This is a genomic window from Helcococcus kunzii ATCC 51366 (assembly GCF_000245755.1).
GTDB lineage: Bacteria > Bacillota > Clostridia > Tissierellales > Peptoniphilaceae > Helcococcus > Helcococcus kunzii.
In genome coordinates, this window is the sequence record NZ_JH601088.1 from 1,851,120 (window position 1) to 1,866,873 (window position 15,754).

4 protein-coding genes are annotated in these 15,754 nt (G+C 32.4%); all 4 read right to left on the minus strand.

The window, feature by feature from the left end; genetic code table 11:
* Positions 1-1,943 (minus strand): DUF6359 domain-containing protein (locus HMPREF9709_RS09985; protein ID WP_005399162.1); only part of this gene is annotated, 1,943 nt, incomplete at its 3' end.
* A 187-nt stretch (positions 1,944-2,130) separates the two neighbouring features.
* Entirely contained in the window at positions 2,131-3,144 is a 1,014-nt protein-coding gene (locus tag HMPREF9709_RS08290; protein ID WP_005399163.1) for a Gfo/Idh/MocA family protein, read from the minus strand.
* 155 nt (positions 3,145-3,299) lie between these two features.
* Positions 3,300-12,782 (minus strand): beta-N-acetylglucosaminidase domain-containing protein, encoded by a 9,483-nt coding sequence (locus HMPREF9709_RS08295; RefSeq protein ID WP_005399164.1) that lies wholly within the window; start codon positions 12,780-12,782, stop codon positions 3,300-3,302.
* 719 nt (positions 12,783-13,501) lie between these two features.
* The coding region (locus HMPREF9709_RS08300) for a metallophosphoesterase (RefSeq protein WP_005399165.1) at positions 13,502-15,754 on the minus strand (2,253 nt) is incomplete at its 5' end.

The following is a 15,754-nucleotide window of genomic DNA, read 5'->3' on the forward strand; positions in this document are numbered from 1 at the left end:
ACTTCTACGTAAAGTGATTTACCAAGTGATAAGTTATCTCCCAAGAATGGTAGTTTAATTGTATTACCTTCAAACTCTACAATTGTTTGATAATCTGTACTTGATGATGCGTTCGCATCTGCTACCTTAACTAGTTTGTAGTTTTCTGGTAATTTGATTTCAAATGTGTATGCATCAGCTGGTAATTTATTAAATCTGATTTCACCCTTAGCTGTTGTTTCTACATTTTCTATTACTTTTCCTGCGCTATCTTTAACTACAATTTCAAATCCTGTTAGGTCTTCTATTCTAGTTACACGACCTGTCTTCCATGTATCACCCTTGAATTCATCTGTATGGAATGTGAAGTTAAGCTTACCGTAGTTTCCTTCATAGATTAATACTACTTCTTTATTAGAATCAAGTACTACTTTGTCTCCTGCTTGTGCATCAGTCTTACCATCACCATTTGTGTCATAACCTAAGAATGAATATGAATCTGTGATTCTTTGTTCTCTTGGTAATTCTGGTAATGTTACTTCTGTGCCTTTTGCAGCTTTTACTGCTTCTGGAGCTGTTACACCTTGTACTTCTTTATTTAATTTGTATGTTAATGTGTAGTATTCTTCTGGAGCGTTTAGATCTTTCCAAACATAGTTTAATGTTGTATCAGCAGTGATTTTAATTGTTTCACCTGCCTGTTTATCAACATTTCCATCACCATCAAGATCCCATCCCATAAATTCATAGTTTTCTGTAGACGCTGGATATGGTTTTGGTAAAGTATAGTTTGTATTTGCATCAACTTTTTTTGGTTGAATTGTTTTTACACCGTCAGCTTCTGCAATGTTATTTTCATATGAGATTGTGTATTGTTTTATCCATCTAAATGTTAAAACTGTATCTTCTGTTAAATTTTGGATTGTAGATACATTAATAAATTTACCTTCTGGTGTGTACCATCCTCCAATTCTATATCCTTCTCTAGTTGGATTTTCTGGTAATGAATATTTTGTATTCTTTTCAAAAACTGAAACTTTTTCTGAAGTTGAATCGCTAAATTGACCACCATTGGCATCGAAAGTAAATTTAATCTTTTCTCTTTCAATTGATGTATCTTTGTTAATATATATAGAGTAGAATTGATAGAATGTTTTTCCATCTACTTTTATATTAAAATCTCCATCTTCGGATTTAGTAACTTTTTCACTATTAAAAGTCCTATCATCGATTGTATAACCTTCTGGTAAAGTTAATTTAACCGTATATTCTCCATGTTTTACATCACTAAATAGAATTCCTGTTTTATCAGTATATATTGGATGATGTTTATATACTACTTCACCATTTTGACTTAATGTATACGCATCTTCTGAATCATTATTTAATCTTAAATCTTCTGAAGAATGTTCATAAATTTTGTCACTCCATTTTCCATCATCTGCGACATAAATTGATAATCCAGCATTTATTTCTGGTATATTTTCCTCTTTTGTTTCCCTACTAGTTTCACCTGGATTTGAATCTTCTAACAACTTCATATCTGAAGCTTCAAGACCTAAGCTACCATAATATTTTATAGATTTTCCTGTTATACTAACTTTTTTCCCCAATAAATCTGGATTAGTAACTAAACCTAATTTTGGTCTTAATTGACTTCCAGATGTTAATTTTATTGGTACTGTTTTATTAATGTCAGTTTCATCGGCACTCTCTGCAATCACGATATTTTTATCATCATTTGCAGTTTTTGACATTGATGTTGTTCCCGTTCTATATCCTACGATATATCCTTCAACAACTGTTTCAGTCCCATCTTTGTATTCAGACTGAAATTCTGAAACACTGTAAGGATCATTTGCTACACCCGTTCCTGCTAAACTTGTAGCAACATTTCCAAAGAATGGAAATATTATTGCTAAGGCAAGTAAAAGTGATAAACTTCTTTTATATATACCTTTCATACATTCTCCTCCATTTTGTATATGTAACATATTGATTACGATACAATTATCATCCAAAAAACTAATAAAAACAACTATTTTACCTACTTTTAACACAATTCTAAAAAAAGAAAGTCTATGTTAAATCTTTGTAAATTTAAAGTAAAATTATTTGATTAATTATTTTGAAATATAACTAATAATCCAATTATTTATCAGACGGGAAAACAATTCCTGTATGTTTTCTAGCTTTAGTAACTATCTCCATTGTGATTAAACTTATTTCAAGTAATTCCTCCATTCTCTCATAATTTTTTGATTCAATAATCTTCTTAATTTCTACAAGCTCATAAAACATAACATCTGAATTTCCTTGGAAATTATAGATTTCTCCATCGTTTTGATGTACTCTTCCACCAGGATAGTTTCTATTCAAAATTACGCGATATTCACTTAAAGCGTTAACTGAATTTCTTATCTCTATACACCCATCTTCTCCTTGGATAGTAGCAGAAAGTGGTGATTTACTATCTTTTGCACCAATGCAAACAACCTTAAATCCATCATATTCAAGAATTAAAATCCCCGATGTATCTATGTCATTTTCTATGTTAGCAAAATAGTAGACATTTTCAGGTCTACCAAACATTAGAGCTGCAAAATTAACATTATATATATTGATATCCATTAGGGCTCCACCAGAAAATTGCGGACTAAAGGTAGGAGTTATATTCCCTTCTCTAAATGCATCGTATCTGGAGGAATACTGAGAATAGTTAAAATTGGCTATTTTAACCTTACCAATATTTTTTATCTCTTCTTTTACTTTTTTTGTATTTGGAAAATACCTTGTTGTAACGGCTTCAAAAATATATAAATGATTTTTTAAAGCAATTTCTTTTAATTCTCTAGCCTCATCGTAATTAGAAGCAAAAGGCTTTTCATTTATCACATTTTTCCCTGCTAATAAAGCCTGTTTAGCATAAAAATAGTGTGTATTATTTGGAGTTGCTACATAAACCGTATCTATATCTGCCTTTTCTAACATTTCGGTTGCATCTTCATAGCAATCTTCTATACCATTTGCAGCACAAATAACCTGCAATTTTTCTTTTGAACCAGGCCTTGAACAAATCCCTTTTAATTCAATTCCTTCAATTTCTTTAACACTTTCTAAAAACACTTTTACGATGCCGCCAGCACCTATAATCCCCAGTTTCATTGTAAATCACATCCTTTCTGTACGTTTTCTTATTAACTATATTATATCATTCTTGTATGAATGGATGCTGATAATTAAAAAAATAAATTCGATCAAATATTTAAAAAGTAAACAAGAGTATCATTTCTGATACCCTTGTTTCCAATAGAAATATTCTATTTTATTAATGAACCATCTTTAGCAAATTCATACCATCTGCCATCAATCCATTGTTTTCCGGATACTCTTGTACCTGTTCCAATTCTATAGAATTTCCAAGTAATACCCACTTTTTGCCAGCCTGTTGCCATTGTTCCGGAGCTTCTGAAGAATCTCCATTTACCATCTATAAATTGTTCACCTTTAACCATTGTTGCAGATGATAATCTAAAGAAGTATCTGTATCCATTTTCTGGATTTGTCCACCAGCCTCTATAATATTGTGTTGATGGGCCAGCTTGTGACAACCATGAACTTCCATTTTCAGAGTAAATTTGAGTAATGCTTTGTCCTTTTGAGTTAAAGTATTTAGCATTTTTCTTACTTGTTTCTTTACCATCTTTATCTAAAAGTGGAGCCCATTTCCATTGTGATATTGCTTGATATCCGCTTCTCTTATCGAAGAATGTCCAAGCTCCATCAATCCATTGCCATCCAGTTGCAACAGTTCCTGCGTTTCTGAAGTACATCCAGTGACCATTGATAAATTGTCTACCTCTTACCATTGATCCTGAAGTAATTCTAAAGAAGTATACTGAATCATTTTCTGGATTTGTCCACCAGCCTCTATAATATTTGTCTGTTGGACCAGCTAATGATAACCATGAATTACCATTTTCTGTATAGATTTGAGTAATACTGTTTCCTTTAGAATCGAAGTACTTCCAGTTATATGAACCTGTTTCTTTACCATCTTTATCTAAGATTGGAGCCCATTTCCATTTTGAAAGAACTTTTGTACCATCTTTTTCGTAGTAGTTCCAGTTTCTTCCATTTTTAACCCATTTATATTTCTTATCTGGATTTTCTGGAGTTTCAGGTTCTTCTTTATCTTTTAGATTTGCAATTGCATCTAATACTGCTTTTTCAGCCTTATCAACTTGTTCTTGAGTTGCATCTTTATCTTCTAGTACAAGTTTAGCATTTTCTAAAACTTTAGTTAAGGCTTTAGCTGTTTCTTCAGTCTTATTAGTTAAATCAACTTTTGTTGCTTTATCTATGGCTGATTTTAGATTATCTTTATTAACTGGTTTTTCTGGTTCTTCTAATAAATCTTTAATATCAAATTCTTTATATTTGATTGTTATAGAATCAGTACCATTTTCATATAGGATACCAAATTTATCATTTCCAAGATTTACTAATACTGAATATTGGAATGCTCCCAATTCAATTAGTTTTTCACCAATCCATTCGATGCTTGAATCTTTAGGATTAACTACACCTAATTTAACAGTTCCTTTATATCTGCTCCATGTGCCTGGAACTATTGGTTGGGAAGTCATTACATATTCTTTACCATCTCTTACAAATGAAATTACAGACATTTGACACCATGAGTTTGATTCATATCCGTTTCTTTCAATTGTATCTTCCCAAGTATTTCCATTATCGTGACTTGTAGCTATAAGAATTTGTTTAGGATTTCCGTCAGCCACATTTCTCATGAATAGTTTCAAATCACCATTTTGTAATTGAATTACTTGTGATTCAGTTAATTGTTTTGCTGTTGTATCAATGCTTATAGCCTGTAGTACTTCATTTCCATATTTTCTGCCATCATTTGGTGATTCACCTCTATTCCATGTTTCACCATTATCGTCAGAATAGATTAGCGCTGAAGATAATTGTCTAAATCCATTTGTGAAGTAAATTGGGAATACAAGACGTCCATTTTGTAATTTCAATCCTGTACCAGGGCCAGTACCGATAAATTTCATCCAATCAGCTTTCACTTGTGGAGTTAAATCTATAGGTGATGACCATGTCTTACCATCATCTTCAGAAACTGTCAACCATAAGTATGCTGTCTTCTTAATCTTCAATTCAGCATCTTTTAGATAAATATTTCCTATCTTTTCTCCATCTTTGTATAGATCACCTAGATCTGAGAATGGTTGTTTTTCAGATGTTAATACTACTGTATAGTTTGACTTAGTATCATCAGCTTTAACGTAAACATCACCTTTTTCATCTGCGTAGTATTTCACGCCTTCTGCTGAAGTCAATTCAAGATAGTGTTTACCATCTTTTTCGTAGTAACCTGTACCAGCAGTTTCTTTATTAACATTGTCATTGTCACCTAATCCAGTAGATGCTGGGAACATATCAACAAGCATAAAGATCTTGCCGTCTGATACTAACATGGATGGATCCATTGTGAATGCAGATTCTTTAAGTTGTTCTTTATCAGCTAAGTCAATAACTTTAATTAGTTCACCAAATTCTTCTGCACCTTTTTCTCTTCTTCTTACAGCGATATCAATATCATTCCAATCTAGGATGGATTGATTTCTCATATCTGCTGCACTTACTAATGTTTCTTTTTCAGTTTTAACTATTGAAGGAATTCTATAGAATTTACTATCACCTAATCCTGGATAGAATACATTTTCTGATTTTTCTACTAATCCTTTTATAGCTTTTTCAAGTTTTGCAACTTCTGAACTAACTTCTCTATTTGTTGCAGTTTCTTTATCATAAACTGCTTGAGCAGATTTAATAGCTTCTTCTAAACTAGCAACTGACTCAGGTGTATATGATGCTTTATCTACTGCATTTGCCTTATCTAATAGAGCTTTTAGTTTTGTCTTATCTACTTCTTTATCTCCTGGTTCTTCAGGTTGATCAATTTCTGTTGTTTCAACCATAAATTCAGAAATTTGAATCCAATTTGGTTTATCTTGTAAGTTTTCTACAATAATATATCTTGCTGTAATACCTTCAAAGTTTGTATCTACAACTTGTTTTGGAGTTGTTTGAGTGATTTCTTCACCTAATGTCTTCCAATTCACCTTATCATCTGAATATCTTATTACATATTTATCGTAATGATCGGCACCATTAGGATTTCCACCAATAACCATTCTAAATCTACCTAGTTTCATAACTTGTTTCAAGTCAAGTCCAATATAGTCGCCTTTTCTTGTAATGTCGTTGTTAATATGCCACCAAGTAAATGTATCATCATTAGCATCAATCATATTTGCTTTTGTATATGTTTGCCATACTTTATCATTTATACTTGGGTGTGCAAATATCATATCTTCAGTTATATAACTATTATCGAATGGTCCTTTTACAATCTTTTCACCATATGCTTCAAATTCAGTTATTGCTAATCCCATATTTGCTTTAGGATTCATCTTAACTCTAATCGCATATGTTTCTACATCATCAAATGATAATGTGTTCATTGTTTTTAGTCTAAAGTTTGTACCTTTAAGATTTTTAACGTCTTTCCAGTTTGCATCATCTTTCAATGGACTATTTGAATCATTTATATGTCCTGGATTTTCTGGTGCAGTAAATTCTGGACCATCATAGTATTGAACTTTATATGTTTCAGGATATGATGTACCGTGATCTTCAAAGAATCCAAGTTTAATACCTGCAACCTTCATCTTTTCAGGAGTAGCATCTTTACCAAATACTATACCAACCCAATCATTTGCACGTTTTGTTGGTCTCCAGTTTGTCCATCTATTTCCTAATCCACCATCAAAATCCTTCACACCATCATTAATTGATTTAATAGTATCGGTTGATGGAGATCCATCATTTGTCCATGAAGCTATTGCAAGTGGTAATTTCTTGCCTTCATTTAGAGCGATATTGTCACCTTTAAGTGTATCTGCTTCTTCACCATCACCCTCAATTATTTCATTCAATAATATTCTCATATTTTGAATGTTTGGATTAATTCTTGCGATACCAGCATCCGCTCTTCTTCTTTCACCTGTAGGACTTACAGTTACTTTGTGTGATCTTGATTGTTCAAATAGTTTTTCAGCTTCTTCATATTTTGCAATTGCAGCATCTTTTCCTTTTTCTTTTGCTGTAATTATTGCATCGATATAAAGCTTAGCTGCTTGTGATTTTTCTTTTAACACTAAAATGTATGTTGATAAATCTTCTTTCAATCCTGCAAATTTAGATTTGTCATTAAATCCATCAACAGCCTTAATGATTGTGTCGTATTTAGCTTTTAGGGCTTCACCTTTTTCACGTATAACTTCAACATCTCTTGTTGTCATTACTTTTTCAAATTCAGCAATTTCAGCCTTCATTTGTTCTGATTCTGGTAAGTTTTGGATACCAATTGTTCCATTTGCACTTGCCATATGTGAAGCTAATTCTTTTAATTCTTTAGAAGCATTTGGATCGATAAATTCAAATCCATCAGCATATGAAACATCAGCATTATATGATTTAGTGTTCCATGTGTAATCAGCTATCGCAAATACTGATACAAATGATGCGTATGATTCTTGCATTGGGTTAGTTACGACACCCACCATATTTTCAACAGTTGGGTCTAATATCATCTTAGGATTACCCATTACCAATGCCATAAATCCATGACTTGACTTAAATACGTCATTTACTGGCCAGTTTAACCAAATTAATGGTTCTGGTCTTCTTTGTCCAGATATGCCTCTTGTCATAAATGCTTCATTTGCACTTGTCTTAATTGGGCTACATACATTTTCACCTGTAAAGAAGATTTTTACATCTTCAGGGAAATTCTTAGTATATTCATTTAATTCAGCTGCTCTCCATGCCCATCCTTCTAATGTGTATGAATATGGACAGAATAGGAAGTCATAAATCTTTTCATCTTTTGTTTTTGCCCATTTAGATAAATCATTCATAACTCTTGAAACTGTTTGATAGCCATATTCGGAGCTAATATCATCTCTTAATACCCCAAATTGTCTAACACCAGCATCATACAACTGATCAAATTTTTTAATTAATATCTTAATACTTTCATCATAGTTAGCATCATTTATTGCTTCTTTGTGGAATGGTGCTATTGTCCAAACGAATCTATTCTTTTCTTCATTACCAATTTTAGCTAATTCAGAAATTTTATCTAATTCTTCTTGTGGATATAGGTCTCTCCATTTATCTCTATGATATGGGTCATCTTTTGGAGCAAAAATCATAACATTGTTCTTAAATTCTGCACCAAATTTTAGTAAATCTTGTCTTCTTTCCCATGTCCAAGGAACACCGTAGTAACCTTCGATAACCCCTCTTATTTCTTGACTTGAGAAATCATTTATTGTTAATTTTCTTACTACACCATCTTTAGCTTGTGCTAATATATGTTGTAATGTTGTTAATCCGTAGAATGCTGAATCTGTGTCTTTACCTAAAACAGCTATAACACTGTCTTTAATTGACAATCTATAAGCGTCAGTCTTATTGAAATGTTCTGCATCGATTGCTTCTTTTTCGAAGAATTTATCTGCAGCATCTCCAGATCCTTTTATACCTACTAATAGATTAACTTTTGTTGAATCTATCTCATTACTAATTGATTTTGATAGATTATTTTCTTTAAGAATCTTATCTACTTTATTCTTTGTATATTGATCTAATTTATCACTTAAAACTAGATTAATTTCTTCACCAATCCTAATTCCACCTTCTAAGTATTTTAGTTCTTGTGGTTTTGGATAGATCTTGTATTGATCTGCATTTTCAACTGTTCCATCAAAATTATAATCTTTTGAATATACAGTATATTTATCTCTTGTGTTATTGTCTTCTGATTCTGTCAATACAATTACTTTATTATCTAATTGAGGTAATATTGTAATTGAAGCATTTTCATTAGACTTAGCAGTCACATCTAGTTTTTCTTGATCAGACTTAAATGTCTTAGTTACTTTCAAGTCACCTTTCACATCTGTGCCGTTTACTTTAAGTTCGTCTAATAAAGCAGATTTATTCATTTCAAACTTAGAAGTTGAAGTAAATAATTCTAATTCAGTTAAACCAGTACATAATTCTGCTCTACCACTTGCATTTTTACCTGTTGGAGAGGTAATTACAAATCTGATTGCTGTAGCAGATACAGGTGAGAATGTGTATTCGTATGGTGTCACACTTGTTGCACCATAAGCTTTCTTTTCACCAGCAACTTGTTTATATTCTAATGTTTTCCAATCTGTTTCGCCATCTGCTGAATATTGAATTTCAACCTTTGATGGGATTCTTGCTGACCATGAATCTTCATAGAATCCTAATTTTGCTTTTGAGAAAACTTGTGCTGTAGCATATGTGAATGTGATTACAGCATCCTTATCTCCTTTTTGAGCATTATTGTAGTTTGTCCAAACAGATGGATTTGGTTGTCCTTCACCTACTGATTTAGGTTCATAACTTCCATCAACAATTGCTTCCAAACTATCAGATTCTAATTCTTTTGGAATATCTTGTTCAAGTCTTGTGTTATTAGGTGCAATATTTGTACTTAATTCTGCATTAGCTTCAGTAACTCTTATAGAAGCTGTAACTTCAACTTGCTTTCCAAATATATCTGCTGTACCTTTTACAGTGTAAACACCTTTTTGTTTATATTGATTTTCGTCTTGTTCTTGCCATTTAACTGGGAAGTTTGCATCTAAAATCTTACCAGTTTTATCAACTATTGGTCTATCTTGAGGTAATTGTACTTTACCAGATCCTACCAATACTGCTGTAGAGTAATTTAATAAAATAGAATCAGCATCAAGCACTACAACTGTAGCCTTAACTGTTTTATTTTCATCTGCAATTGTACCTAAAACAGTTTGTACACCTGTTTTTGTAGTATCCACCGCTGCCCATTTTACTGAAACTTCTTTATCTTCTTTATCTGCATAATGAAGAGTTGCCTTATCTTGTAATTGTGCAACTGTGCCAGCTTTTACATAATAAATCTTTGGCATAGTATATGCTACTGGACCTTCAGCAACATCTTTATTTTCTGCAGTTGTCTTAACTGTTACAGTACCATTTGTTAAACCTTCTGAACTTGCTGTAACTGTGAAATCACCTGCTGATTTTGTAGATTGAACTATAGCAACTAATTTACCAGATAATGCTTTTCTTTGGCCACTTTCATATGGTTCATGATCTCTTTGATCCCCATTATCTAATCCTAAAAGTTTACCATTTCCTTTAACTTCTACTTTAACTAAGTTATTTGCACCATCTACAATATTTCCCTTTTCATCTTTAACATCAATAGTGATATAGCTTAAATCTTTGCCATCAGCTTCAATAGTTTGTCTATCAGCTGTTAGTTCTAATTTCTTAGCATCACCATAAGTTGTTACTGTATTTCTACCAACTGTATTTTCAATTACTTTATTATCTTTATCATAAGCGACAGCTCTTAAAGTACCATCTTTATATGGAACTTCCCATTTCAAATATAGATTTTCATATTCTTTACTTGATTTACCTTCGCCTGTGTAAAGTTGATATTTATATCCATTTTGAGTTGTCTTTTCAGTAAATTCTTTCTTACCTAAAGATGTTTCTTTATCACTACCATTTTCTTTAAAGAATAATTCTACTGCTTTAGCATTACTGTATACATTAACAATTACATTACCTGAAATGTCTTTACTTACTAAATCTTTATGCCATGCTGGTAAAATGTGTAATGTAGTATTTTCTTTATCCCATTGTGATTTATAGAAATAGTATCTATCTTTTGGTAAACCTGCTGTATCAACTATACCGAAGTATGAAGATTTTGGTGATGGCCATCCAGTTATATGAGCCCCTGGATTTGTCTTATTAAAGTTTGTTGGTTCACCTAAATAGTCAAATCCTGTCCAAACAAATTCACCAGCAACGAAATCTCTTTCTGCAATTTGTAACCATGATTGAGCAGCAACTTGTCCCCAAGGTACTGTTTTAATATCATATGAAGTATATAATTTATCTGTATCAACACGTTTATATATACCTCTTGAGTTTATTGCAGAAGCTGTTTCTGAACCATAAATTGACCATGTTGGATTTGCACTATGATAAGTGTCATAATGTTGACCATTTGAATAGTTCATACCAACTGCCCCACCCAATTTAGTTAATCTATCACCAAATTGTTTGGATTCACCCCAGTTTTCTTTAAATTTATTGTCACCAATTGTAACTAATCTTTCTTTATCAATTTCTTGTATCCATCCAGCAATTTTTGATAATATGTCTGGATAATTTGTATAAGAACCACTATTACCTTCCATTACTTCATTACCAGTTGACCACATGATAATTGAAGGCGCATTTTGTCCTCTTTTAACCATTTGTTTAGTATCATACTCCGCCCATGTCATAGTTTCTTTATCGCGAAGTATTTCATTTCCACTTTCAATATTTACATTAAACCATTTTGCAAAGTCATTGTAGTTACCATTTTTAGCTGAAACCCATGTATCAAAGATTTCATCAATAACTAGAACACCTTTTTCATTTGCAATATCTATAAGAATTTGTGAAGCAGGATTGTGAGTTACACGAATTGCATTTACTCCCATTCCCTTAAGTATTTCAACTTTTCTTTCAACTGCTCTATAGTATTCTGCAGCACCTAACGCACCATTATCATGATGCATGCTAACTCCTTGCAATTTCATTGATTTACCATTCAAGAAGAATCCTTTATTTGGATCCATCTTTATTGTTCTAAAACCAATGTCATTAGTCTTTTTATCTACCACTTCACCATTAACTATTAATGAAGTTTCTACTTTATATAGATTAGGATTTTCTAAAGACCAAGTTTTTGCTTCGTTCACTGTAAGATTTGATTCAATTACAGCTTCAGCTCCAGCATTTACAGTTTGTTTTTCGCTTTCTACTGAAACAACACTTTTATCTTTATCGAAAACTTCATTTTTTATTATAACTTCTTTATTATCTTTTGAATCATTTTTTATAGAAGTCTTAATATTTGTGTCAACATTTTTTCCTAATTGTTCTTCAATCTTTGGAGTTGTGATGCTCACACCATATTCTTTAATGTGTAATTTATTTTGTACTTCTAAATTAACATTTCTAAATATACCACTACCAGAATACCATCTACTTGATGGGAATTGTTGATCAACCTTAACAGCTAATACATTAGTTTCCCCTGGAACAATATATTTAGTAATATCAAAAGAAAATGGAGTGTAACCATATGGATGTGTACCTACTTTATGTCCATTCACATAAACTGTAGAATGCATATACACACCATCAAAATTAAGGACAAATCTCTTACCAGATAATTCACTTGATACTTCTAAATTCTTTCTATACCAAGCAATACCCCCAATTTTGTATCCACTTTCAGCTTCCCCACTTTGTGTATATTTCGTCTTCAAACTATAATCGTGAGGAACATTTATATCTTCCCATTTTGAATCATCAAACGCCTTACTTTGTGCATTTGATTGATCCCCAAGATGGAATTTCCAATTTTCATCGATATTATGAGTACCTAATGATAAATCACCATCTTCAAAATTAGTTTTAACTGCATCCCCTACAATGGTGTCACCTTTTGTTTCTTCAGCGCTTACTGATCTAATATTTCCAAACATTGGAAACACTATAACAAAAGCCATGATTAGAGCAAGCAGTCTCTGTGCCCTTTTGTTCATTTTCCCTCCTAAACAAATATTTATCAATAATATTATATAGAAGATTACACCAAATATATATTTAACAAATATTTTGAACGCGTTTTCCTAAAACCTCAATAAAAACGCCTTTATGAGAAAAAGTTTTCATCTACATAAATGGCTCAATTCTAATATTAATATTAAGATATTTAGTTTATATAAATATATTATCACAACTTTTGCAAATATTAAAAACTTTTTTGGAAACGGTTTTTTTATTAGTAAATTCAACTTCGTATAGTATTTGTAAATTATAGTAAATATTTGAGGGGATGATGTGTATTGGCATGAGAAGGTGCATGTAGGGAATGGACATGTTTAGGAAATTAGAGATGATGATAGCATAAAGTGTTTTTGAAAAATGTGGATGTTGGTAGAAATGAGGTTGTAGAGGGAAATGATAATGTTCAGGAAACGAGGTATGTTTTGGGAAATAAGGCTGCAGAGGAACCTAATAATATTGAAGGAATGAAGCGTGTCAGATGGTAAATGATGGGAACAAGATGTTCCTAATTTGACTATTGGCACCAAATTCTATTTTTTCAATTTTGGTATCATTTCAATTAAATTCACAAACTTTTACCCACTTCATCTCCCACAATCACCAATTAGTCATTCAAAATTTCCTAAAAAGCATTGTCAACATATAAAAAAACAAGAGTACCATCTTTGATACCCTTGTTTCCAATAGATTTTTTCTATTTAATTAATGAACCGTCTTTAGCAAATTCACGCCATCTTCCATCGATGAATTGACGTCCTGAAACTCTTGTTCCTGTGCCAATTCTGTAGAATTTCCATGTGCCGTTGACTAATTGCCAGCCTGTTGCCATGGTTCCTGATTTTCTGAAGAATCTCCATGTACCGTTGATGAATTGTTCTCCTTTAGCCATTGTACCTGTTGTTAATCTAAAGAAGTAAGTGTATCCATTTGATGGATTTGTCCACCAACCTTTGTGGTACTGTCTCATTGGTCCAGTTACTGATAGCCATGATAATCCATTTTCGGTATAGATTTGGTCTATGCTGTAACCTCTTGAGTTGAAGTATTTCCAATTGTATTTGCCAGTTTCTTTTCCTTCTTTGTCAATGATTGGAGCCCATTTCCATTCGGAAATTGCTAGATAACCTGTCATTCTATCTGCGAAGTTCCAGTGGCCATCAAAGAATTGCCATCCAAGTGCTAATGTTCCTGAATTTCTAAAGAACATCCAATTGTTATCTATGAATTGTCTTCCTTTAACCATTGAACCAGAGTTTTTTCTGAAGTAGTATTCTTCATTGTTTTCTCTATTTAACCACCATCCTCTGTGGTATTGTAGTGAAGGTCCTGCTACTGATAGCCATGATGAACCATTTTCGGTATAGATTTGGTTAATGCTGTTTCCTTTCGAATCGAAGTATTTCCAATTATATTTAGTTGTTGGATTTCCATCTTCATCTAGTAGTGGAGCCCATCTCCATGCAGATTTTACTTGAGATCCATCTTTATCGTAGTAGTTCCAGTTGTCTCCGTTTCTTACCCAGCCAAATTTAGTATCTTCTGGTTTTTCTTCAACAGCTTTTGTCACATAGAACTCATCATAAATTCTTGGTTCTTTAACCATTTGACCATTTTCATACTTCATCTTGTATGCTACAAAATGAGCTTGATTATCGTCAATTTCAATCACCATATATGTTTGTTCTTTTTCATCTTGTGACGCTGGTGTTTCTGTTGCTGAGTTTTTGTCTAAGAATTCATAATTTGGTGCAATTGGATCACCTTCTGCAACTGTGTAGTCAACTGGTCTGTACCATTTTAGTCCACCTGAATGTTCTGATACTAAGTGTAATGGTGCATTGTTAACATGTTTAAATGTTGTTACTCCGCCATTTTCTGCAGTTTTTTCTTTATCAAGTTCTGTAGCATTGTAACCATCTTTGTTTACAAATCCTCTTGAGTAAACATGGTCGTGACCATTTAATACAAAGTCGATATCCAATTCTGAGATAATTGGATTTAAGATTTTTCTGTATTCAACTACATCTCCATCATCTACGTGACTTGCACCTGTGTATAGTGGTTTGTGGAAACCAAGTACTGTCCACATTCCATTATCTTTTGCTTCTTTAACTTCTTTCTTTAAGAATTCAAGCATTGATTTGAACGCTGGATTTGTAGCTAATTCTTTTACATTATATGATGCGTTGTTAATATTGATAAATCTTACTTTACCATAGTCAACTGAATATACACCTTTTTGGAATTCTTCTTCGCCAATTTCATCTGGTGTATTGATATGACCTTTGAAGTCTATCGCATCGTGGTTACCTTGTGTTGAATGTAATGTGTTTTTCAACAAGAAGTCTTGTGTTGCATTTGGGAATAGTCCACCATTATGGAATAGTGCTTGCCATTGATCTTCATCAGCGCCTCTATCTGTGTGGTCCCCTGCGATGTACAAGAAATCAAATGGTGATTCTTTTGAGTAATCACTTAATTGCTTAAATATCGCACCTGTTGCTTCTGCTCTTGTTGCATCTGCAATTTGCGGATCTGCTAACATCGCAAATCTTACTTTTCCTTCAGTACCTTTTGGTGCTGCTGTTCTAAATTCACCCTCAACTATATTTGATAAGTTTTCAAGTGTATAAGTATATTTGCTTGATGCTTTTAATCCTTTAACTTCAGAAGTATATGTGTATACTTTTTCATTTGAAGTACCTTTTACTGTTTCTGTAAATACTTCTTTTCCATTTTCATCTTTTACAGTAACTTTTACATCTGTATTTTCAACTGTCACCCATGACAAGTTCTTTTCTGTAACTGCATCTGCACCTACGTGTGCATTTACTTGTTTAATGTTTTGATTTGGATCATTTGTCTTTTCTGGTTTTTCATCAACAGCTTTTGTCACATAGAACTCATCATAAATTCTTGGTTCTTTAACCATTTGACCATTTTCATA